The organism is Klebsiella sp. GB_Kp056, from assembly GCF_040064755.1.
Classification (GTDB): Bacteria; Pseudomonadota; Gammaproteobacteria; order Enterobacterales; family Enterobacteriaceae; genus Klebsiella; species Klebsiella quasipneumoniae.
In genome coordinates this window covers 151309-172764 of sequence record NZ_JBEAJA010000054.1, presented here as the reverse complement: position 1 = coordinate 172764, position 21456 = coordinate 151309, and the positions used below count along the sequence as shown (strand labels likewise).

The following is a 21456-nucleotide window of genomic DNA, read 5'->3' as shown; positions in this document are numbered from 1 at the left end:
TAGGTTAGTTTAACCCGTTTTCTGCCGTAACTTTACAGGAATATCGCTGAATGCGAGCATCCTTCCATAAAAACCATAAAATAATGATGGGCTTATTGTTTTCGCGCGTCAGGCCGTCGCCAAACGTCAGCGCACAAATGGCCTGTTGAAAGCGCTTGCAATGCACTATAGCTCTTTTACCATTGGTCACACACACTGCGTTAAGCGATTCAGGATATGACTATGGCTTTTACACCTTTTCCTCCGCGTCAGCCTTCCTCTTCCGCTCGTCTGCCGTTAACGCTGATGACCCTGGATGACTGGGCGCTGGCGACAATTAGCGGACCGGACAGCGAAAAATATCTGCAGGGGCAGATTACCGCCGATGTGAGCAGTCTCACCGATGCCCAGCATCTGCTTGCCGCCCACTGTGACGCCAAAGGCAAGATGTGGAGCAACCTGCGCGTATTCCGCCGCGACGGCGGCTTCGCGTGGATTGAACGCCGCAGCCTGCGCGACGCGCAGCTGACCGAGCTGAAAAAATATGCCGTCTTCTCCAAAGTCACCATCGCCGCCAACGACGATCTGGTTCTGCTGGGGGTGGCCGGCTTCCAGGCGCGCGCCGCGCTGGCGCCGCTGTTCGCCGCCCTGCCCGACGCCGCGACGCCGGTGGTTAGCGAAGGCGCCACCAGCCTGCTGTGGTTTGAACACCCGGGCGAACGCTTCCTGCTGGTGACCGATGTCGACACCGCCAATCGCGTCACCGACGCGCTGCGCGGCGAAGCGCAGCTCAACAACAGCCAGCAGTGGCTGGCGCTGAATATTGAAGCCGGTCTGCCGGTTATCGACAGCGCCAACAGCGGGCAGTTCATTCCGCAGGCCACCAACCTGCAGGCGCTGGGCGGTATCAGCTTCAAAAAAGGCTGCTATACCGGCCAGGAAATGGTCGCCAGGGCGAAATTCCGCGGCGCCAATAAGCGCGCGCTGTGGACGCTGTCAGGTACCGCCAGCCGGGTGCCGGAGGCCGGAGAAGATCTGGAGCTGAAGATGGGCGAAAACTGGCGCCGCACCGGTACGGTGCTTGCGGCGGTTCAGCTGGATGATGGCCAGCTGCTGGTGCAGGTGGTGATGAATAACGATATGGAGCCGGACAGCGTGTTCCGCGTGCGCGACGATGCCGGCAGCCTGCGCATCGAACCGCTGCCCTATTCGCTGGAAGAAGCTTAACCTCATCCCTCGGCAGTTGCCGGCTGGCGGCGCAAGCGGCTGAGTCGGGCGACCAGGCCGCAGAATTTCGTCGCCACGATAAGCGTGGACGTGGTCAGGATATGCAGCAAGGAGCCCCTTACGGGGCTCTTTTTTTATCCGTGTTGACCGACGTAGAGATAGATCGCCAGGAAGTGACACACGCTGCCGCCGAGCACGAAGCCATGCCAGATAGCGTGGTTATAGGGAATGCGTTTGCAGACGTAGAAGATGACCCCGAGCGAGTACACCACCCCGCCGACCGCCAGCAGCGTCACGCCGCCCACCGCCAGCTTTACCGCCAGCTGATAGACCACGATAAGCGACAGCCAGCCCATGGTCAGATAGGTCACCAGCGACAGGATTTTAAAGCGGTGCGCGATGGTCAGCTTAAACAGGATCCCCAGCAGCGCCAGGCTCCAGATGACGATCATCAGCCCCTTCGCCAGCGGCGAGTTCAACCCTACCAGCAAAAACGGCGTATAGGTCCCGGCGATTAACAAGTAGATGGCGCAGTGGTCGAACTTTTTCAGCCACTGTTTCGCCCGCTGATGCGGGATCGCGTGATAGAGCGTGGAGGCGAGAAACAGCATAATCATGCTGCCGCCGTACAGACTGTAGCTGGTGATCGCCGTCGCGCTGGCGTTAGTGTCCACCGCCTGCACCAGCAAGAGCACGAGGCCGACGATACCGAACACCAGCCCGATCCCGTGACTGATGCTGTTGGCAACTTCCTCTGCCAGAGAATATCCCTGAGTGATTAATGGTTTGCGCACCATATTTGACTCCGTGAAAACAAGAACGCTTTCATTGCCCACTTAGGGTAACTGAGAATGATTCCAGTGAACACCTGTTAGCTAAAATAAAACGATGTATATTTGTAAATACATTAAAATCATAAAGTTACAATTTTATTTCAACTCACAGCTGTTCCTGCTTACCTTAAAGCGTTTTGAATTCAATGACATAAAACTGGTTCTCCCCAGGATAGATGTCGCTGATGACCTGACGCAGCTGCCCGAGGGTCATATTCTCCTGTTGAGCATGCTGGTCGGTCAGCGTGTCGAGAGTCACCGTCGAGGTCGCGGTTACGGCGATGGTGCAAAAATAGCCGTCGTCTTCATAGCGCCCGACGCGCAGCACATCGCCGGGCTTAAAGTGCGACTCCGCCGCATCGCGAATGGTGATCGTTTTGCGCCCGGCGAGGATGTCCTCCTGAAAGCGCTGAAAAAAGGTAATGTCATTAGCCTGCATGATATAATTCCGTCCTGGTCATTATGAATTGTGAGTTCGCCACTGTGAGTATGTTCTCCCACGCCGCTGTCGCCAGTCTCAATAATCTTGAGATGATGGTCTACCACTACGTCATTAAGAATCGTGACAAAGTGATGTACATGACCATCCGCGAACTGGCCGAAGCCGCCGGCGTCTCCACCACCACCGTGTTGCGCTTCTGCCGCAAACTGCAGTGCGAGGGCTACTCTGAATTTCGCGTGCGCTTTAAATTATATCTTGAGCAGAACGAGCCTCAACAGGCAAATATCGGCGCCAGCGAAATCATGAGCTTTTTTAAAAGCGTTAATAATGACGAGTTCGATGAATTACTCGAGCAGGCCGTCGATATTATTCTCGCCTCCGAACGTATTATTTTCGTCGGCGCAGGCACCTCGGGCGCGCTGGCGAAATATGGCGCCCGCTTCTTCTCCAACGTCGGGAAATTTAGTAATCATATTGATGACCCCTATTTTCCGGTGACTAACGATATGGCCCGTAACGCGCTGGCGATCGTGCTTTCCGTCTCCGGCGAGACGGAAGAGATCCTGCGCTTCGCCAGCCAGTTCAGCCTGCACCGCTGCAAGGTGATGTCCATTACCAGTCACGAACACTCGCGGCTGGCCAAACTGGCCGATTTCAATCTCTCCTGGCACGTGCCGCAGACGCGCATTGGCGGTGTCTACGATATTACGACGCAAATTCCTGTGATCTATATTCTCGAAACGCTCGGACGTAAATTAGCGCGCAAAATCAGCTAAAAATAACAACCTGTTTTTTCGATGTAACATATTACGTTTGGCGTAATTTGTTATATCGTGACATTCAATTTCACTTTGCTAGACTCGAGAGCAATAGTTATTAGAGAGATTAGCCAGGATGAAAAAATTAACCCTTCCGAAAGATTTTTTATGGGGCGGCGCGGTTGCCGCGCATCAGGTTGAAGGCGGCTGGGATCAGGGCGGCAAAGGCCCGAGCATCTGCGACGTGCTGACCGGCGGGGCGCACGGCGTGCCGCGTGAAATCACCCACCAGGTTGAAGCCGGCAAATATTACCCCAACCACGAAGCGGTGGATTTCTACGGCCGCTACAAAGAAGACATCAAACTGTTCGCCGAGATGGGCTTCAAATGCTTCCGTACCTCCATCGCCTGGACCCGCATCTTCCCGCAGGGCGACGAGACCCAGCCGAATGAAGAGGGGCTGAAGTTCTACGACGACATGTTCGACGAGCTGCTGAAGTACAACATCGAGCCGGTGATCACCCTCTCCCACTTCGAGATGCCCCTGCACCTGGTGCAGCAGTACGGCGGCTGGACCAACCGTAAAGTGGTCGATTTCTTTGTGCGCTTCGCCGAAGTGGTCTTCGAGCGCTATAAGCACAAAGTGAAATACTGGATGACCTTCAACGAGATCAATAACCAGCGTAACTGGCGCGCGCCGCTGTTCGGCTACTGCTGCTCCGGGGTGGTTTATACCGAGCATGACAACCCGGAAGAGACCATGTACCAGGTGCTGCACCATCAGTTCGTCGCCAGCGCGCTGGCGGTGAAAGCGGCGCGTGGTATTAACCCGGACATGCAGGTCGGCTGCATGCTGGCGATGGTCGCCCTCTACCCTTACTCCTGCAAACCGGAAGATGTGATGTTTGCTCAGGAGTCGATGCGCGAGCGCTACGTCTTTACCGACGTTCAGCTGCGCGGTTACTATCCGAGCTATGTGCTGAATGAGTGGGAGCGCCGCGGTTTCAACATCAAGATGGAAGATGGCGACGCGGAGATCCTGCGCGAAGGCACCTGCGCTTATCTTGGCTTCAGCTACTACATGACCAACGCGGTGAAAGCCGAAGGCGGCACCGGCGACGCCATTTCCGGCTTCGAAGGCAGCGTGCCGAATCCGCACGTCAAAGCCTCAGACTGGGGCTGGCAGATTGACCCGGTCGGTCTGCGCTATTCCCTGTGTGAATTGTATGAGCGCTACCAGAAGCCGCTGTTTATCGTCGAGAACGGCTTTGGCGCCTACGACAAAGTCGAAGCCGACGGCAGCATCAACGATGACTACCGCATTGACTACCTGCGCGCCCACGTCGAAGAGATGATGAAAGCCGTCACCTACGACGGCGTCGATCTGATGGGCTATACCCCGTGGGGCTGCATCGACTGCGTCTCCTTCACCACCGGCCAGTACAGCAAACGCTACGGCTTCATCTACGTCAACAAACACGACGACGGCACCGGCGATATGTCCCGCTCGCGCAAGAAGAGCTTCAACTGGTACAAAGAGGTCATCGCCAGCAACGGTGAGAATCTGTAATTGACTGCCCTCTCCCGGCCGGGGGAGGGCAAATCGCTTATCCGCCAGACACTTCTTTACAGCTTTACCATTGCCAAAACGCGTTCGCCCGATAAGATAGGCCTCGTGAATATTTGAGGCGCTCATGATTAAGCGACAACGCAAAGCCATTCTTTTTGTCCTCCTGGCCTGTCTGGTGGTGCTGGTCTGCACCGCCCAGCGAATGGCCGGGATGCACGCGCTGGTCATGAACCTCGCTGCCGACAGCCCGTCGCTACAGCAAACCCAGGATAAGGCCGATGCGCCGGTCACGCCGTGCGAGCTCAGCGCCAAGTCGCTGATGGCCGTCCCGCCGATGCTGTTCGAAGGGGCGCTGTTGGCTATCACCCTGCTGCTGGCGGTGCTGGCGGCGATCCCGCCGCGTATCGAACGCCAGTGGCCTCCCCGCGTTATCTCCCCGCCCCGATTGCGGGTGCATCTGCGATTATGCGTCTTCCGTGAGTGACTGATTTTCCTGACAGTTCAGGTTAATTTATCATTTATGGAGCAAATTTATGTCTATGTTATTCAGGCGACTACTGGTCTGCCTGCTTTGGCTATGGCTGCCCGTCAGCCAGGCCGCCGACAGCGGCTGGCTACGCGCCGCCGATAATCAACACGCCAGCGTGCGCCTGCGGGCGCAAACCGAGAGCAATGGCGATACCCGCCTGCTTTTAGACGTGGCGCTGGAAAAGGGCTGGAAAACCTACTGGCGCTCGCCAGGGGAAGGCGGCATCGCACCGGCTATCGCCTGGGGCACGCCGCTGGCGGTTGACTGGCGCTGGCCGACGCCGCAGCGTTTCGACGTTGCGGGCATTTCCACTCAGGGGTATCACGGCGACGTCAGCTTCCCGATGACCCTGCGCGGGAAGATACCGCCGACGCTCAGCGGCGTACTGACATTATCCACCTGCAGCAATGTCTGCATTCTCACTGACTATCCCTTTTCGCTGGATATGACGGCCCCGCCAGGGGAGGGTTTTGCCTACGATTACACCCGTGCGATGGGCACGCTGCCGCTGCGCGATGGCCTGACTTCGCAGCTGAGCGCCAGCTACGTCAGCGGCAAACTGACGGTGACCGCCCGCCGTGATGCCGGCTGGCAGCAGCCAGCGCTGTTTATCGACAGCATGGAGGATGTCGATTTCGGCAAGCCGAGCTTTACCACCCGCGGCGATACGCTGACCGCCAGCGTGCCGGTCACCGACAGCTGGGGCGAAGCGGCGCCGGATCTACGCGGTAAAACGTTGTCGCTGGTGCTGGCGGATAGCGGCCAGGCGCAGGAAAGCCAGCTCGCTATCCGCGCAGGCAGCGCCGCGCCGGGAGCGGCGTTAGGCTGGGTGCTGCTGATGGCGCTGGCCGGGGGGCTTATCCTCAATGTGATGCCCTGCGTCCTGCCGGTGCTGGCGATGAAGCTCGGCTCGCTGGTGCAAACCGAACATCGCGAACGCGGCGCGGTGCGCCGACAGTTCCTCGCCTCGGCGTGCGGGATCGTCGTCTCGTTCCTGGCGCTGGCGCTGATGATGACCGCGCTACGCCTGGGTAATCAGGCGCTCGGCTGGGGGATCCAGTTCCAGAACCCGTGGTTTATCGGCGCCATGGCGCTGGTGATGGTCCTGTTCAGCGCCAGTCTGCTGGGGCTGTTCGAAATCCGCCTCTCCTCCACCGCCAGCACCTTCCTCGCCACCCGAGGCGGCAACGGCTTAATGGGCCATTTCTGGCAGGGCGCCTTCGCCACCCTGCTGGCGACGCCCTGCACCGCGCCGTTCCTTGGCACCGCCGTGTCGGTGGCGCTGGTGGCGCCGCTGCCGCTGCTGTGGGGGATTTTCTTCGCCATGGGGGTCGGCATGAGCCTGCCGTGGCTGCTGATCGTCGCCTGGCCGGGGCTGGCGCAACGCCTTCCGCGTCCAGGCCGCTGGATGAATCATCTGCGGGTGGCGCTGGGGGTGATGATGCTGGGCTCGGCGCTATGGCTGGTCAGCCTGCTGACGATCCACATCGGCCGTACCCCGGTGCTTACCCTGCTGGTGATAATGACCGTAGCCCTGCTGCTGGCCACCGCCTGGCGCTACCGCTGGCGGACAGCGCTGCGCGCAGGGGCTCTGGCCATCGTGGTGGCCGGCGCCGTCGCCTTTGTCTCCCGGCCTGACGGCGAGGGCCCGCGCCGCGACCGGGTTAACTGGCAGCCGCTCAGCGAGCAGGCTATCGCCAGCGCCCTGGCGGAACATAAGCGGGTGTTTATTGATGTCACCGCCGACTGGTGCGTGACCTGTAAAGCCAATAAATACAACGTGCTGCTGCGCGATGACGTCCAGCAGGCGCTGTTAGCGCCGGACGTGGTCGCCCTGCGCGGCGACTGGAGCCGCCCCTCCGCCACGATTAGTCAGTTTTTAACCGACCGCGGCAGCGCCGCGGTGCCGTTTAACCAGATTTACGGACCGGGATTGCCGCAGGGAGAGATCCTGCCTGCGCTGTTAGATCGCGACCACCTCCTCGCCACCCTGTCCGCCGCCAAAGGAAACTAACATGAGAGCTATCACCGCCTTATTGCTGCTGTGCGTATCCGCCTTCAGCTTCGCCGCCCCGGCGGAAGAACCACCAGCAAACGGTAATGACCAGCTGGCGCAGCTGCTGTTTAACGATCCGAACAGCCCGCGCACCGGCGCCAAAGCGCCGAAGCTGACGATCGTCTCGTTTACCGATTACAACTGTCCTTACTGTAAACAGTTTGATCCGATGCTGGAAAAAATCGTCCACGATAACCCGGACATCCAGCTGATCGTGAAGCTGCTGCCGTTCAAGGGGCAAAGTTCGGTCAATGCCGCCAAAGCGGCGCTCTCTACCTGGCGCCAGCAGCCCGATAAGTTCTGGGCGCTGCATCAGCGGCTGATGGCGAAAAAAGGCTATCACGATGACGCCAGCATCGCCGCGGCGCAGAAGAAAACCGCCACCGACAGCGTCAGTCTCGATGACAAGACCATGGATTCGCTGAAGATGAATCTGATTTTGTCGCAGGTGCTGAATATTCAGGGCACGCCGGCGACCATCATCGGCGATCAGATGGTGGCCGGGGCGATCCCTGCTGACGAACTGGAGGGGCTGGTGAAAGAGCAGCTGGCGAAAGCCCGTGGCCAGTAAGCTCAGGCGCTGGCTGCGTGAGCTGGCGGTGTGGCTGCTGATTGGCGCGGCGGTGGGCCTGGCGGTGGATTATTTTCGCCAGCCCGCGCTGCCGCAAAACGTCAGCGCCACATCGCTGCACACCCTCGACGGCAGGGCGGTGGATCTGAACGCCATGAGCCAGCAAAAGCCGCTGCTGCTGTACGTCTGGGCCACCTGGTGCGGGGTCTGTCGCTACACCACGCCGTCGGTGGCATCGCTTGCCGCCGATGGCGGCAATGTACTGACCGTGGCCCTGCGATCCGGTGATAACGCCGCGCTGGAGACGTGGCTTGCCAGAAAGAAACTGGCGCTGCCGACGGTGAATGACCCGAGCGGCCAGCTGGCGCGGCAGTGGGACATTCGGGTGACGCCAACGCTGGTGGTGATTTATCGAGGCGAGGTGAAGTCGGTCACCACCGGCTGGACCAGCGGCTGGGGAATGCGTCTACGGCTGTGGCTGGCCTCCTGGTAGGCCAGCCACTTTACCGGGCTTTATGCCGGGTGGCGGCTACGCCTTACCCGGTCTACCGTTCGCCTTACCCCCATGCCCGGCAAACGCAGCGCCGCCGGGCAATTGACATCAGCGGGTTATTTCCCGCCCGCCAGTTCGAGGAAACTGCCCGTCACATAGGACGCTTTGTCGCTCAGCAGCCAGGCAATGGCCTGAGCGACCTCTTCCGGCTGACCGCCGCGCCGCATTGGCAGCGAATGCTTCACCCGATCCACGCGCCCCGGTTCGCCGCCGGAGGCGTGCATCTCGGTATAAATCAGCCCAGGACGCACGCCATTTACCCGGATCCCCTGCGCCGCCACCTCCAGCGCCAGCCCGGTGGTCAGGGTATCCACCGCCCCTTTCGATGCGGCGTAATCTACATATTCTCCCGGCGAACCAAGGCGCGACGCCGCCGATGACACGTTAACTATCGCCCCGCCCTTGCCGCCATGCTGATGCGCCATGCGCTTGACCGCCTCGCGGCAGCAGAGGAAATAGCCGGTCACGTTGGTCGCCAGCACGCGGTTAATGCGCTCGGCGCTCAGGCTCTCCACCGTACACTGGGTAAAGAGGATCCCGGCGTTGTTGACCAGCGCCGTCAGCGGCTCGCCCATGCGGTCAATCGCCTCAAACATCGCCATCACCTGCGCTTCATCACTGATATCCGCCCGCAGCGCCGTGGCTTTGCCGCCGGCGGCAACAATGGTATTCACCACCTCGGTGGCAGCGTTAATATTGTGATGATAATTGACCGCGACAGTATACCCTTCCTGCGCCAGCAGCAGCGCCGTCGCCCGGCCTATTCCGCGGCTCGCGCCGCTAATCAGTGCTATCCCCATGCTTTTCTCCCAAAAAATAAAGGCGCCGCAGCGCCTTTAAAAGTATAGCTAATTCCGCACGTTACTGATATTCGCTCATCGGCACGCAGGAGCAGAACAGATTACGGTCGCCGTACACGTCGTCCAGGCGTTTCACCGTCGGCCAGTATTTGTTGTGCAGACCCGCCGGGAATACCGCCAGCTCGCGGCTGTACGGATGGTTCCATTCCCCAACGATCTCACCCTGGGTATGCGGCGCGTTCACCAGCGGGTTGTCTTCCAGCGGCCATTCACCGGCTTTGACGCGGTCGATCTCCGCGCGGATCGCCAGCATCGCGTCGATAAAGCGGTCCAGCTCCACCTTGCTTTCCGATTCCGTCGGCTCAACCATCAGCGTACCCGCTACCGGGAAGGACATGGTCGGCGCATGGAAGCCAAAGTCGATCAGGCGCTTGGCGATATCCAGCTCGCTAATGCCGGTCTCTTCTTTCAGCGGACGAATATCGAGAATACATTCGTGCGCCACGCGACCATCGCGACCGGTGTAGAGCACCGGGTAGGCGTCTTTCAGACGGGTAGCGATATAGTTGGCGTTAAGGATCGCATTCTGGCTCGCCTGCTTCAGCCCTTCCGCGCCCATCATACGGATATACATCCAGCTGATCGGCAGGATGGACGCGCTGCCGAACGGCGCAGCGGAAACCGCGCCCTGACGGGTCAGCATCCCTTCAATCTGCACCACGCTGTGACCCGGTACGAACGGCGCCAGGTGCGCTTTCACGCCGATTGGGCCCATACCCGGGCCGCCGCCGCCGTGCGGAATGCAGAACGTTTTATGCAGGTTGAGGTGCGAAACGTCAGCGCCGATAAAGCCCGGAGAGGTGATCCCTACCTGGGCGTTCATGTTGGCGCCGTCAAGGTAAACCTGGCCGCCGAACTGGTGCACGATCTCGCACACTTCGCGAATGGTCTCTTCATATACGCCGTGGGTCGACGGATAGGTGACCATGATGCAGGAGAGATTCGCCCCCGCCTGCTCTGCTTTTTCACGCAGGTCGGCGAGATCGATGTTGCCGTTTTTGTCGCACGCGACCACCACCACCTGCATACCCGCCATCTGCGCGGAAGCCGGGTTGGTGCCGTGCGCGGAGCTTGGGATCAGGCAGATATCGCGATGGCCTTCGTTGCGGCTCTCGTGGTAGTGGCGAATCGCCAGCAGGCCAGCATATTCGCCCTGCGCGCCGGAGTTCGGCTGCATGCAGACGGCGTCATAGCCGGTCAGTTTCACCAGCCAGTCGGAGAGCTGAGCGATCATCTGATGATACCCTTCCGCCTGCTCTACCGGGCAGAACGGGTGCAGCTCAGCGAACTCCGGCCAGGTGATGGGGATCATCTCCGCCGCGGCGTTCAGCTTCATGGTGCAGGAGCCCAGCGGGATCATCGCCTGGTTCAGCGCCAGATCTTTACGCTCCAGGGCGTGCATGTAGCGCATCATCTCGGTCTCGCTATGGTAGCGGTTGAACACCGGATGGGTGAGGATCGCATCGTCGCGCAGCATCGCCGCCGGGATGGAGCGGCTGTCCAGCGCCACGTCTTTATCCAGGGTATCGATATCCAGACCATGATCGTCGCCGACGATGGCGCGGAACAGGTTGAGCACGTCTTCGCGGGTGGTCGCTTCATCGAGCGTAATGCCCACCGCGCCGTGAATATCGCTGCGCAGGTTAATCTGCAGGGCTTCGGCACGCGCCAGCACCGCGGCTTTATCCGCCACTTCCACGCACAGGGTGTCAAAGTAGTGGGCATGACGCAGCTTCAGCCCTTTCTTCTGCAGGCCATCGGCCAGAATGTCGGTCAGGCGATGAATGCGGCCTGCGATACGTTTCAGACCCGCCGGGCCGTGGAATACCGCGTACAGGCTGGCGATGTTGGCCAGCAGCACCTGCGAGGTACAAATATTGGAGTTCGCTTTCTCGCGGCGGATATGCTGTTCGCGAGTCTGCATCGCCATGCGCAGCGCGGTATTCCCCGCCGCATCTTTCGATACGCCGATAATCCGGCCCGGCATGGAGCGTTTGAATTCATCTTTCGCCGCGAAGAAGGCCGCGTGCGGGCCGCCATAGCCCATCGGCACGCCGAAGCGTTGGGCGGAGCCGAAGACGATATCCGCGCCCTGCTTGCCCGGCGCCGTCAGCAGCACCAGCGCCATAAAGTCGGCAGCGACGCTGACAATCACTTTGCGCGCTTTCAGCTCGGCGATCAGTTTGCTGTAATCGTGGATTTCGCCGGTGGTGCCCACCTGCTGCAGCAGCACGCCGAAGACATCCTGGTGATCGAGCACTTTGTCGGCGTCATCGACGATCACGTCGAAACCGAAGGTTTCCGCACGAGTGCGCACCACGTCCAGGGTTTGCGGATGGACGTCGGCGGCGACGAAGAAACGGTTGGCGTTTTTCAGTTTGCTGACGCGTTTGGCCATCGCCATCGCTTCGGCGGCGGCGGTCGCTTCATCGAGCAGCGAAGCGGAAGCGATTTCCAGCCCGGTGAGATCCAGCGTAACCTGCTGGAAGTTGAGCAGCGATTCCAGACGGCCCTGGGAGACTTCCGGCTGGTAAGGGGTATAGGCGGTATACCAGCCCGGATTTTCCAGCATGTTGCGCTGAATAACCGGCGGCAGTTGCACGGCGGTGTAGCCCATGCCGATGTAAGACTTGAAGCGCTTGTTGCGACCGGCGATCGCCTTCAGCTCTGCCAGCGCGGCGAATTCGGTTGTCGCGTCGCCCACCTGCGGTGGGGTCGCCAGCTGGATATCCTGCGGCACAATCTGGCCGATCAGGGCGTTAAGCGAATCCGCGCCGACGGTCTTCAGCATCTCTTGCTGCTGCTGAGCGTCCGGGCCAATGTGACGTTCGATAAAGGCGTCGCGGTTTTCAAGCTGACTTAAAGTCTGAGTCATGAGCGATGGTTCCTGAAACGTGCGGTGAATCGTGATTGTCTGACTGGTTTGCCCGGCAAACGCTGATGCTTACCGGGCCGGAATACGCAAAATCGTCCGCGCGGCAGGAAGCCAACGCCCCTGCAGCGTGAAGGATGAAACGTATTTATTCGTCTTCTAACAGAGCTTCATAGGCGGTCGCATCCAGCAGCGCGGCAACCTGCGCTTCATCGCTGGCTTTGATTTTGAAGATCCAGCCGTCGGTGTACGGGTCGCTGTTGACCAGTTCCGGCGAGTCGTTCAGCTCTTCGTTAACGGCAACGATTTCACCGCTGATCGGGGCATAAATATCGGAAGCCGCCTTCACGGATTCGGCAACCGCGCAATCGGCGCCCGCTTCAACGGTGGCGCCCACTTCCGGCAGATCAACGAATACCATATCGCCTAGCAGCTCCTGCGCATGCTCGGTGATCCCGACGGTATAGGTGCCGTCCGCTTCTTTACGCAGCCACTCGTGTTCTTTGCTGTATTTCAGTTCTGCTGGTACGTTGCTCATCAATTCATCTCCAAAAAAGGGAAATCACACAATGGCTTTGCCATTGCGTACAAAACCAGGTTTAGTCACTTTTACCGGCATTTCACGGTTACGAATTTGCACCACCGCGGTGTCGCCAATCCCGGCCGGCACGCGAGCCAGCGCGATACTGTAGCCCAGGGTCGGCGAGAAGGTGCCGCTGGTGATAATGCCTTCTTTTTGAGTACCGTCGCTATCGGTAAAACGTACCGGCAGGCCGCCGCGCAGGACGCCTTTCTCGGTCATCACCAGGCCAACCAGCTGTTCGGTGCCCTTTTCACGCTGCATCTCCAGCGCTTCGCGACCGATAAAGTTACGATCCGCCGGTTCCCAGGCAATAGTCCAGCCCATATTCGCCGCCAGCGGAGAGACGCCTTCGTCCATCTCCTGGCCATACAGGTTCATCCCGGCCTCCAGGCGCAGGGTATCGCGCGCGCCGAGACCGCACGGCTTAACGCCAGCGTCCAGCAGACCGCGCCAGAAATCCGCCGCCTGCTCGTTCGGCATGGCGATTTCATAACCCGCTTCGCCGGTATAGCCGGTGGTGGCGATAAACAGCTCGCCGGCCTGCACGCCGAAGAACGGCTTCATACCTTCCACGGCCTGACGCTGCGCGTCGGTGAACAGCGTCGCCGCCTTCGCTTTCGCCTGCGGACCCTGAACCGCGATCAGCGACAGATCGTCGCGAACGATGATTTCAAGGCCGTAAGGTTCAGCTTGTTCGGAAATCCAGGCGAGGTCTTTTTCGCGGGTGGCGGAGTTAACAACGAGGCGGAAATAATCTTCAGAGAGGAAATAGACAATCAGGTCGTCGATGACGCCGGCGGAGGCGGTCAGCATGCCGGTGTAGAGCGCTTTGCCCGGAGTGGTGAGCTTCGCCACGTCGTTGGCCAGCAAATAGCGCAAGAACTCTCTGGTCCGGCTGCCGTGGAAATCAACGATGGTCATATGCGACACATCGAACATGCCTGCGTCGCCGCGCACCGCATGGTGCTCATCAATCTGGGATCCGTAATGCAGCGGCATCATCCAGCCATGGAAATCCACCATGCGCGCGCCGCACAGCGTGTGTTGTTCATACAACGGAGTCTGTTGAGCCATCTTTTCCTCATCGAATAAAACGGAACCAGCCACGAGATTGTCGGCGATTTTTCGCCACGAAATGGGGCGTCGGCATCGCTGACGGACACCGACGCAAACGTTCTCTTTTGCCTGAACTTACCACCGAACCCGGCGCTAAACCATAAGCTCATTCAGGGCATCACATTAGCTTATGACTAAAATCCGCCGAAAAGCCTACAGAGTTATTGACTGGAAAAAAGCGATTTACGCCACATAAAATTAACAATACCGCGGCTCTAATTAGGTAATGATGGTGTTTTATGCGATTTTATAGCCCTAATTTCTTTAACAAAAAAAAGGACGCATTAATAAATCTAATGCGAAAAAAGAGGTGAAATTAGAATATTTCAAATGAGGGGGAAAACCCGGCGCGCAGGCCGGGTGAAAGAAGTGTGACGCGGTTAACGTAACCAGGCAGGCAGATCGTTAAGGCCCATCGCCTGGCGAATCAGCTGCGGTTTCACGCCCGGCAGCGTATCGGCCAGTTTCAGCCCCATGTCGCGGAGGAACTTCTTCGCCGGATGGCTACCGGAAAACATGTCGCGGAAGCCCTGCATACCCGCCAGCATCAGCGCGGCGCTGTGCTTGCGGCTGCGCTCGTAGCGGCGCAGATAAAGATGCTGGCCGATATCTTTGCCCTGGGCGTGCAGACGCTTCAGTTCGTCGATAAGCTCGGCGGCATCCATAAAGCCGAGGTTGACGCCCTGCCCGGCCAGCGGGTGGATGGTATGCGCGGCATCGCCGACCAGCGCCAGGCGGTGGGCGGCGAACTGGCGGGCATAGCGGCCGGTCAGCGGGAAGACTTCACGTGCGCTTTCCAGCTGGCAGAGGCCAAGGCCATTATCGAAGGCGATATTTAACGCCTGGTTAAAGGTGGCTTCATCAGCCTCCTGCATCCGCTGCGCCTCCGCCGGCGACAGCGACCAGACGATCGAGCACAGGTGCGGATCGCAGAGCGGCAGGAAGGCGAGGATCCCGTCGCCATGAAATACCTGGCGCGCCACCGCCTGATGCGGCTCAGCGGTACGGATAGTCGCCACCAGCGCGTGATGATGGTAATCCCAGAAGGTCAGCGGAATATCGGCTTTATTGCGCAGCCACGAATTCGCCCCATCGGCGCCGATCACCAGACGCGCGGTGAGCATGCTGCCGTCCTGCAGGCTGAGAAAGGCCTCATTTTCGCCCCACGCCACCTGCTGCAGTTGCGCAGGCGCCAGCAGGGTGACGTCGGCGCAGCGCTGCGCCTTCTGCCACAGCGCATAATGCACCACGGCGTTTTCAATAATATGGCCCAGATGGCTGAAGCCCATGCTCTGGTCATCAAAGCTAATGCGGCCGAAGCTGTCTTTGTCCCACACTTCCATTCCGTGATAGCAGCTGGCGCGTCGGGCAACGATCTCGCGCCAGACGTCCAGCTTCGTCAGCAGCTTTTCGCTGGCGGCGTTTATTGCCGACACGCGCAGCGCCGGCGGCGCATCGGCAGCCAGCGGCTGCGGCTCCGCTTTCTCCAGCACCGCGACGCGCAGGCCGCTGCCCTGTAAACCGCAGGCTACCGCCAGCCCCACCATTCCACCGCCAACAATGGCAACATCAACACTTTGCACGTTCTACTCCTTAACGGGGAACCCAACCGAGGGTACGCTGCGCCAGCGCATCGCGCGCCGGGGTAAATAATTCCATGGCCATCAGACCGACATTGCGCCCCGCCACCAGCGGCGCCCAACGGTTGGCAAACAGATGCACCAGCCCATCGGTCACGCCGATGGTGGCGGCTTTATCCCCTGTTCTGCGCGCCTGATAGCGACATAGCAGCGGATAATGGCCGACATCTTCGCCGCTGAGATGGGCGTCAGCGAGCAGCTCCGCCAGACTCATCACATCGCGCAGGCCGAGATTAAAGCCCTGCCCGGCAATCGGGTGCAGCGTCTGCGCCGCGTTACCTACCAGCGCCAGGCGGTGCGACACCGCGCGGCTGGCGGTGGTGAGGGCCAGCGGATAGACGCTGCGCTTCCCGGCGTGGGTAATGCGCCCCAAACGCCAGCCGAACGCCTGCTGCAGCTCCTGACAAAAGCGTTCGTCAGACCAGCTCAGCACCTCGTCGCGGCGCGACTGCGGATGACACCACACCAGCGAGCAGCGCCCTTGCGACATCGGCAGCATCGCCAGCGGGCCATGCTCGGTAAAACGTTCGAAAGCGCGGCCTTCGTGGGGCAGCGCGGTGCTTACGTTGGCGATAATCGCCAGTTGCTCATAGGGCTGTTGTTGCCAGCTGATGCCGCAGCGGGCGCCCAGCGACGAACGCGAACCGTCCGCCGCCACCAGCAGCTTGCCGCTGATCGTTTCGCCCCCGTCAAGGGTAAGGCTGACGCTCTCCTGGCTGCGGCTGACCGCTGCCACCTTCGCCGGGCAATGCAGCGTCACGCCCGGCGCCTCGCGCAGCAGGCTAAACAGTCGCTGGCCGACATCGTGGAGTTCAACCACCTGACCCAGCGCCGGCAGGCGATAATCCGCCGCCGCCAGATTCACAAAACCGGCATGGCCGCGGTCGCTGACGTGTACCCGCTGGATAGCCGTCGCCCGCTCGGCGAGACGTTGCCAGACACCGATACGCGCCAGTTGCTGGCAGGTGCCGGCGGCCAGGGCGATCGCCCGGTCGTCGAAGCCGGGATGGCGAGCCGACTGGGGATCCTGCGCCTCAATCAGATGGACCGGCAGCGCGCCGCCGGTCAAACGGGAGATGGCCAGGGCGAGCGTCGCCCCGGTCATCCCGCCGCCGACGATCAGCACGCTCATGACTGGCGCGCCGCCGCCATCAGCGCTTCGATCTCATCCGCCTTCTTCACCACGCCGGCGGTGAGATTTTCGTTGCCGTCTTCGGTAATGACGATGTCATCTTCAATACGGATGCCGATGCCGCGGTACTGCGCCGGCACGTCGGCGTCGGCGGCGATATACAGCCCCGGTTCGACGGTCAGCACCATCCCCGGCTCCAGGACGCGAGAACGGTCGGTGTCGTAGTGACCGACATCGTGTACATCCAGCCCCAGCCAGTGGCTCAGACCGTGCATAAAGTACGGGCGGTGGGCATTGTTGACGATCAGCTCGTCAACCTCGCCTTTGAGGATCCCCAGCCGCACCAGGCCGGTGATCATAATGCGCACCACTTCCTGGTTCACCTGGCAGATTGAGGTGCCCGGGCGATAGAGTTCCAGCGCGGTCTCCAGCGATTCCAGCACGATATCGTAGATTTCGCGCTGCGGCTGGCTGAATTTGCCGTTCACCGGGAAGGTGCGGGTAATGTCGCCGGCATAGCCGCGATACTCGCAGCCGGCGTCAATCAGCACTAAATCGCCGTCGCGCAGTTCAGATTCGTTTTCGGTGTAGTGCAGAATGCAGCCGTTTTCGCCGCCGCCAACGATGGTGTTATAGGAGGGGAAGCGCGCGCCGTGGCGATTGAATTCATGGAGAATTTCGCCCTCCAGCTGATACTCGAACATGCCAGGGCGGCATTTTTCCATCGCCCGGGTATGGGCCAGGGCGCTGATCTCCCCGGCGCGGCGCATCACGGCCAGCTCTTCCGCGGATTTGAACAGGCGCATCTCATGCACAATGGGCCGCCAGTCGATCACCGAGTTCGGCGCCTGCAGGTTCTGCCGCGAGCCTTTGCGGAGTTTTTCGAGGGCGTTGAACACAATCTCATCGGCATAGGCATATTCGCCCTGGGCAAAATAGATAGCGTCCAGACCGTTGAGCAGCTGATACAGCTGCTGGTTGATTTCGCTGAACGCCAGCGCCCGGTCAACGCCCAGCTTCGCCGGCGCGGCCTCCTGGCCCAGACGGCGACCGAACCAGATCTCAGCGGTCAGATCGCGAACCCGGTTGAACAGCACGCTATGGTTGTGGGTTTCATCGCTTTTAATCAACACCAGCAGCGCTTCCGGTTCGTTGAAGCCGGTGAAGTACCAGAAATCGCTGTTCTGCCGGTAGGGATATTCCGAATCTGCACTGCGCACCGCTTCCGGTGCGGCGAAAATCAGCGCCGCGCTGCCTGGCTGCATCTGCGCCAACAGCGCCTGGCGACGCGAGAGAAATTCCTGCTGAGTCATGACGCCCCCTGAACGAATTTTAGTTAGTGTAATGTCGGTTTGCGGACTTCCGGTGCTGTTGGCTGCTGACGCGCAAAGGTGTCGTGGCACAGCAGTGCGGCAACGCGGACATACTCGATAATCTCCTCCAGAGACATCTCCAGCTCTTCCTGATCTTCGTCTTCATCGTAGCCCAGTTGGGCAATATTACGCAGATCGTCAATCGCTTCCCCGGTTTCGTCTTTCACTTTATCCAGCTTCGGCTGGCTAACGCCAAGGCCGAGAAGGAAGTGGTTGACCCAGCCGGCGAGGGCGTCGGCGCGGTCAAAGACGCTCACCGCATCGCCTTCCGGCAGATACAGTTGAAAGAGGAAGCCGTCGTCATCCAGTGAGTCGCTGATGGCGGAATGCATGTTACGCAGCGCCTGGGCCAGCTCATGGCCGAAGGCGAGACCTTCGTTGGTCAGGTCGTGCACCAGCGGCTGCCAGCTGCTGTCCGTGTTGCCGCCGCACAGTAATCCGCTGATCAAACCGTGCATCTCGGCCGGGGTAAGCCCTACCCCTTGTTGGTTCAGTAACTGGTCTACATCGTTGTAACCAGGCATTTCGTTCTGTATAGACATGCGCATTCGTCATCGTTGGGAGGAATATTCATGGTATGCTACCACTTTGGACCCTGGTGAACCAGAATAGGGCTTGTATCTTCGCACCAGGGTAGCTATAGTGTCGCCCCTTCGCAGACCCGGGTCAGGGTGTGAAGGCAGCGCAGTCAATCAGCAGGAAGGTGGCATGTCTGCACAACCCGTAGATCTCCAAATTTTCGGCCGTTCACTGCGAGTGAATTGCCCGCCTGAACAAAGGGATGCCCTGAATCAGGCAGCTGAAGACCTTAATCAGCGGTTGCAAGATTTAAAAGAACGCACTAGAGTCACAAATACTGAGCAGCTGGTCTTCATCGCCGCGTTGAACATCAGCTATGAGTTGACTCAGGAAAAAGCGAAGACCCGCGACTACGCTTCCAGTATGGAGCAGCGTATTCGCATGCTTCAGCAGACCATCGAGCAAGCATTGCTTGAGCAAGGTCGCATAAGCGAAAGACCAGGGTCGAAGTTTGAATAACACTTTGCAGTTAACTGTGTTAGAGTAACTCCAGGAACAAAATTTCTCTGAGATGTTTGCAAGCGGGCCAGTCCCCTGAGCCGATATTTCATACCACAAGAATGTGGCGCTCCACGGTTGGTGAGCATGCTCGGTCCGTCCGAGAAGCCTTAAAACTGTGACGACACATTCACCTTGAACCAAGGGTTCAAGGGTTACAGCCTGCGGCGGCATCTCGGAGATTCCCTTCCTTACCTCGCATTATTTCCCCACGCCTGTTTTCGGCTGATGCCGCACTGTATTACACTGTTTTCTATTGTTTCGCCTGCTCGCCATGAGACCTGCATGACTCTACAGCCCGATACCCTGCTCTCCCGCCAGCACATTCGCCAGCAGATCCGCGAGCGTCGACGCGCGCTCAGCCCTGAGCAACAGCGGCAGTTTGCCCTGCAGGCCGCAGAGCGGATGATGGCCTGGCCGCCGGTGGTTCTCGCCCACACCGTGGCGCTGTTTCTCTCCTTTGACGGCGAGCTGGACACCCAACCGCTGATCGACCAGCTCTGGCGGGCCGGTAAGCGAGTCTATCTCCCGGTGCTGCATCCATTTAGCCCCGGTAACCTGCTGTTTTTACATTACCATCCGCAGAGCGAACTGATAGTGAATCGCCTGAAGATCCGCGAACCGAAGCTCGACGTGCGCGACGTGCTGCCGCTCGCTGAACTCGATGTGCTGGTCACCCCGCTGGTGGCCTTCGATGCCGGCGGTCAACGGCTGGGGATGGGTGGCGGTTTTTACGACCGGACGCTGCAACACTGGCAGCAGTATCGCCTGCAGCCGGTGGGCTACGCGCACGACTGCCAGCAGGTGGACACCCTGCCGAGCGAAGAGTGGGATATCCCGCTGCCGGCGGTGATCACCCCGGGCAAAACCTGGTGTTGGTAGGTACGCGGGGACGAGAAATTCAGCCTGGAAAGTATTAACAAAAAAACGGGCAGGTACGCGACCTGCCCGAGAGGCAAAAATGATTAGAACAGCAGACGGGCGCGGATAGTCCCCGGGATCGCTTTCATTGCCTGCAGCGCCTGCTGGGCAACGTCTTCTTCCGCTTCGATATCAATAACCACGTAACCCATCTGCGGCGACGTTTGCAGATACTGGGCGGCAATGTTGATGCTCTGCGCGGCGAAGATCTGGTTGATGGCGGTCAGGACGCCCGGCCGGTTCTCATGGATGTGCAGCAGACGGCGTCCGCCGTGCAGCGGCAGAGAAACTTCCGGGAAGTTGACCGCCGACAGGGTTGACCCGTTGTCAGAGTACTTGGCCAGTTTGCCGGCCACTTCCAGACCGATGTTCTCCTGCGCTTCCTGAGTGGAGCCACCGATATGCGGAGTCAGGATCACGTTATCAAATTCGCACAGCGGCGAAGTGAAGGGGTCGCTGTTGGTCGCGGGTTCGGTCGGGAAGACGTCGATTGCCGCCCCGGCCAGATGCTTACTCGCCAGCGCATCGCATAGCGCCGGAATATCCACCACGGTGCCGCGGGAGGCGTTGATCAGCAGCGCGCCCGGCTTCATCAGCGCCAGCTCTTCCGCGCCCATCATATTTTTGGTGGAGGCGTTTTCCGGCACGTGCAGGCTGACCACGTCGCTCATGTTCAGCAGGTCGGAGAGATGCTGTACCTGAGTGGCGTTGCCGAGCGGCAGTTTGTTTTCAATATCATAGAAGAAGACATGCATCCCCAGCGATTCCGCCAGAATGCCGAGCTGGGTGCCGATGTGGCCGTAACCGATAATCCCCAGTTTCTTGCCGCGCGCTTCAAAGCTCCCCACCGCCAGCTTATTCCATACGCCGCGATGCGCCTTGGCGTTGGCTTCCGGCACGCCGCGCAGCAGCAGCAGCAGCTCACCGATCACCAGCTCGGCCACCGAACGGGTATTAGAGAATGGCGCGTTAAACACCGGAATACCGCGCTTCGCGGCGGCGTTCAGATCCACCTGGTTGGTACCGATGCAGAAGCAGCCGACGGCAACCAGTTTTTCCGCCGCGGCGAAAATCTCTTCAGTCAGATGGGTACGGGAACGCAGGCCGATGAAATGGGCATCACGGATCGACGCTTTCAGCTGTTCGGAATCCAGCGCGCCTTTATGAAATTCAATGTTGGTGTAACCTGCCGCGCGAAGGCTATCGATTGCCTTTTGATGCACACCTTCAACCAGCAGAAATTTAATCTTGTCTTTTTCCAGTGATACCTTAGCCATTTCCCCGTCCTGTTTTGTCTTAACTGATGTCGTGCTGAACGAAAGTTCGTCTCAGCAACATATCAAAAAAAACTATCGCGGCAATAT

Annotated in this window: 20 protein-coding genes and 1 other RNA gene; 10 read left to right on the top strand and 11 right to left on the bottom strand. The window is 59.5% G+C overall.

The annotated features are described in order from the left end of the window. Nucleotides 1-222 precede the first annotated feature (222 nt). Nucleotides 223-1206, top strand: a complete 984-nt coding sequence (ygfZ, locus tag ABLV52_RS16185) for a tRNA-modifying protein YgfZ (protein ID WP_087848599.1) — start codon at nucleotides 223-225, stop codon at nucleotides 1204-1206. Between the two features lie 134 nt (nucleotides 1207-1340). On the opposite strand, the gene ABLV52_RS16180 is transcribed toward ygfZ, so the two are convergent. Both ABLV52_RS16180 and yqfB read right to left on the bottom strand, forming a co-directional pair. After that, complete coding sequence (locus ABLV52_RS16180) at nucleotides 1341-2003, bottom strand: hemolysin III family protein (protein ID WP_065883827.1); 663 nt, start codon at nucleotides 2001-2003, stop codon at nucleotides 1341-1343. A gap of 163 nt (nucleotides 2004-2166) precedes the next feature. Then, nucleotides 2167-2478: a N(4)-acetylcytidine aminohydrolase gene (gene yqfB, locus ABLV52_RS16175; RefSeq protein WP_023290970.1), complete on the bottom strand. Its 312-nt coding sequence runs from the start codon at nucleotides 2476-2478 to the stop codon at nucleotides 2167-2169. Between the two features lie 50 nt (nucleotides 2479-2528). Between yqfB and ABLV52_RS16170 the strand changes: the two genes are divergently transcribed. From ABLV52_RS16170 to ABLV52_RS16145, 6 genes are all read left to right on the top strand, one after another. Next, nucleotides 2529-3257 (top strand): MurR/RpiR family transcriptional regulator, encoded by a 729-nt coding sequence (locus ABLV52_RS16170; protein WP_032454033.1) that lies wholly within the window; start codon nucleotides 2529-2531, stop codon nucleotides 3255-3257. Between the two features lie 118 nt (nucleotides 3258-3375). Continuing rightward, nucleotides 3376-4809 (top strand): 6-phospho-beta-glucosidase BglA, encoded by a 1434-nt coding sequence (gene bglA / locus ABLV52_RS16165; RefSeq protein ID WP_086074972.1) that lies wholly within the window; start codon nucleotides 3376-3378, stop codon nucleotides 4807-4809. A 124-nt stretch (nucleotides 4810-4933) separates the two neighbouring features. Next, nucleotides 4934-5293, top strand: coding sequence for a hypothetical protein (locus tag ABLV52_RS16160; RefSeq protein ID WP_023290973.1), 360 nt, complete (start codon nucleotides 4934-4936; stop codon nucleotides 5291-5293). Between the two features lie 49 nt (nucleotides 5294-5342). Next, entirely contained in the window at nucleotides 5343-7352 is a 2010-nt protein-coding gene (locus ABLV52_RS16155; protein ID WP_348890602.1) for a protein-disulfide reductase DsbD domain-containing protein, read from the top strand. A 1-nt stretch (nucleotide 7353) separates the two neighbouring features. After that, entirely contained in the window at nucleotides 7354-7965 is a 612-nt protein-coding gene (locus tag ABLV52_RS16150; protein WP_023290975.1) for a thioredoxin domain-containing protein, read from the top strand. Then, entirely contained in the window at nucleotides 7955-8458 is a 504-nt protein-coding gene (locus ABLV52_RS16145) for a protein disulfide oxidoreductase (RefSeq protein WP_032454037.1), read from the top strand. The genes ABLV52_RS16150 and ABLV52_RS16145 overlap by 11 nt, the downstream gene beginning before the upstream one ends. 116 nt (nucleotides 8459-8574) lie before the next feature. Here the strand turns inward: ABLV52_RS16145 and ABLV52_RS16140 are convergent, their stop codons facing one another. From ABLV52_RS16140 to ABLV52_RS16105, 8 genes are all read right to left on the bottom strand, one after another. Further along, nucleotides 8575-9318, bottom strand: coding sequence for an SDR family oxidoreductase (locus tag ABLV52_RS16140; RefSeq protein ID WP_023290977.1), 744 nt, complete (start codon nucleotides 9316-9318; stop codon nucleotides 8575-8577). 61 nt (nucleotides 9319-9379) lie between these two features. After that, nucleotides 9380-12253 carry an aminomethyl-transferring glycine dehydrogenase gene (gene gcvP, locus ABLV52_RS16135; protein WP_348890601.1) on the bottom strand — a complete coding sequence of 958 codons (2874 nt, stop codon included), beginning with the start codon at nucleotides 12251-12253 and terminating at the stop codon, nucleotides 9380-9382. A 145-nt stretch (nucleotides 12254-12398) separates the two neighbouring features. Continuing rightward, complete coding sequence (gene gcvH, locus ABLV52_RS16130) at nucleotides 12399-12788, bottom strand: glycine cleavage system protein GcvH (RefSeq protein WP_023290979.1); 390 nt, start codon at nucleotides 12786-12788, stop codon at nucleotides 12399-12401. A 24-nt stretch (nucleotides 12789-12812) separates the two neighbouring features. After that, on the bottom strand, nucleotides 12813-13907 hold the full coding sequence (gene gcvT / locus ABLV52_RS16125; RefSeq protein ID WP_023290980.1) for a glycine cleavage system aminomethyltransferase GcvT: 1095 nt from the start codon (nucleotides 13905-13907) through the stop codon (nucleotides 12813-12815). Between the two features lie 422 nt (nucleotides 13908-14329). Continuing rightward, on the bottom strand, nucleotides 14330-15532 hold the full coding sequence (gene ubiI, locus ABLV52_RS16120) for an FAD-dependent 2-octaprenylphenol hydroxylase (protein WP_032454040.1): 1203 nt from the start codon (nucleotides 15530-15532) through the stop codon (nucleotides 14330-14332). 10 nt (nucleotides 15533-15542) lie between these two features. Next, on the bottom strand, nucleotides 15543-16721 hold the full coding sequence (gene ubiH / locus ABLV52_RS16115) for a 2-octaprenyl-6-methoxyphenyl hydroxylase (protein ID WP_065805879.1): 1179 nt from the start codon (nucleotides 16719-16721) through the stop codon (nucleotides 15543-15545). Then, the gene (gene pepP / locus ABLV52_RS16110) at nucleotides 16718-18034 is read right to left on the bottom strand and encodes a Xaa-Pro aminopeptidase (RefSeq protein WP_348890600.1); all 1317 of its coding nucleotides are present in this window, start codon (nucleotides 18032-18034) and stop codon (nucleotides 16718-16720) included. Before pepP ends, ubiH begins: the two co-directional genes overlap by 4 nt. A 23-nt stretch (nucleotides 18035-18057) precedes the next feature. After that, entirely contained in the window at nucleotides 18058-18636 is a 579-nt protein-coding gene (locus ABLV52_RS16105) for a YecA family protein (protein ID WP_002916486.1), read from the bottom strand. A gap of 166 nt (nucleotides 18637-18802) precedes the next feature. On the opposite strand from ABLV52_RS16105, the gene zapA reads away from it, so the two are divergent. The 3 genes from zapA (at nucleotide 18803) to ABLV52_RS16090 (ending at nucleotide 20053) form a co-directional block, all read left to right on the top strand. After that, nucleotides 18803-19132, top strand: coding sequence for a cell division protein ZapA (gene zapA, locus ABLV52_RS16100; RefSeq protein ID WP_004205298.1), 330 nt, complete (start codon nucleotides 18803-18805; stop codon nucleotides 19130-19132). A gap of 41 nt (nucleotides 19133-19173) precedes the next feature. Beyond that, nucleotides 19174-19357, top strand: a non-coding RNA gene (ssrS, locus tag ABLV52_RS16095) — 6S RNA. 99 nt (nucleotides 19358-19456) lie between these two features. Further along, the gene (locus tag ABLV52_RS16090) at nucleotides 19457-20053 is read left to right on the top strand and encodes a 5-formyltetrahydrofolate cyclo-ligase (RefSeq protein WP_049014205.1); all 597 of its coding nucleotides are present in this window, start codon (nucleotides 19457-19459) and stop codon (nucleotides 20051-20053) included. Nucleotides 20054-20136: 83 nt separating this feature from the next. Here ABLV52_RS16090 and serA read toward each other — a convergent pair whose 3' ends face one another. Next, nucleotides 20137-21369, bottom strand: coding sequence for a phosphoglycerate dehydrogenase (gene serA / locus ABLV52_RS16085; protein WP_008806446.1), 1233 nt, complete (start codon nucleotides 21367-21369; stop codon nucleotides 20137-20139). Nucleotides 21370-21456: the final 87 nt, after the last annotated feature.

Coding starts and splice junctions, on each gene's coding strand:
- ygfZ (WP_087848599.1), top strand. CDS start 223: ATGGCTTTTACACCTTTTCCTCCGCGTCAGCCTTCCTCTTCCGCTCGT.
- ABLV52_RS16180 (WP_065883827.1), bottom strand. CDS start 2,003: ATGGTGCGCAAACCATTAATCACTCAGGGATATTCTCTGGCAGAGGAA.
- yqfB (WP_023290970.1), bottom strand. CDS start 2,478: ATGCAGGCTAATGACATTACCTTTTTTCAGCGCTTTCAGGAGGACATC.
- ABLV52_RS16170 (WP_032454033.1), top strand. CDS start 2,529: ATGTTCTCCCACGCCGCTGTCGCCAGTCTCAATAATCTTGAGATGATG.
- bglA (WP_086074972.1), top strand. CDS start 3,376: ATGAAAAAATTAACCCTTCCGAAAGATTTTTTATGGGGCGGCGCGGTT.
- ABLV52_RS16160 (WP_023290973.1), top strand. CDS start 4,934: ATGATTAAGCGACAACGCAAAGCCATTCTTTTTGTCCTCCTGGCCTGT.
- ABLV52_RS16155 (WP_348890602.1), top strand. CDS start 5,343: ATGTCTATGTTATTCAGGCGACTACTGGTCTGCCTGCTTTGGCTATGG.
- ABLV52_RS16150 (WP_023290975.1), top strand. CDS start 7,354: ATGAGAGCTATCACCGCCTTATTGCTGCTGTGCGTATCCGCCTTCAGC.
- ABLV52_RS16140 (WP_023290977.1), bottom strand. CDS start 9,318: ATGGGGATAGCACTGATTAGCGGCGCGAGCCGCGGAATAGGCCGGGCG.
- gcvP (WP_348890601.1), bottom strand. CDS start 12,253: ATGACTCAGACTTTAAGTCAGCTTGAAAACCGCGACGCCTTTATCGAA.
- gcvH (WP_023290979.1), bottom strand. CDS start 12,788: ATGAGCAACGTACCAGCAGAACTGAAATACAGCAAAGAACACGAGTGG.
- gcvT (WP_023290980.1), bottom strand. CDS start 13,907: ATGGCTCAACAGACTCCGTTGTATGAACAACACACGCTGTGCGGCGCG.
- ubiH (WP_065805879.1), bottom strand. CDS start 16,721: ATGAGCGTGCTGATCGTCGGCGGCGGGATGACCGGGGCGACGCTCGCC.
- pepP (WP_348890600.1), bottom strand. CDS start 18,034: ATGACTCAGCAGGAATTTCTCTCGCGTCGCCAGGCGCTGTTGGCGCAG.
- ABLV52_RS16105 (WP_002916486.1), bottom strand. CDS start 18,636: ATGTCTATACAGAACGAAATGCCTGGTTACAACGATGTAGACCAGTTA.
- zapA (WP_004205298.1), top strand. CDS start 18,803: ATGTCTGCACAACCCGTAGATCTCCAAATTTTCGGCCGTTCACTGCGA.
- ABLV52_RS16090 (WP_049014205.1), top strand. CDS start 19,457: ATGACTCTACAGCCCGATACCCTGCTCTCCCGCCAGCACATTCGCCAG.
- serA (WP_008806446.1), bottom strand. CDS start 21,369: ATGGCTAAGGTATCACTGGAAAAAGACAAGATTAAATTTCTGCTGGTT.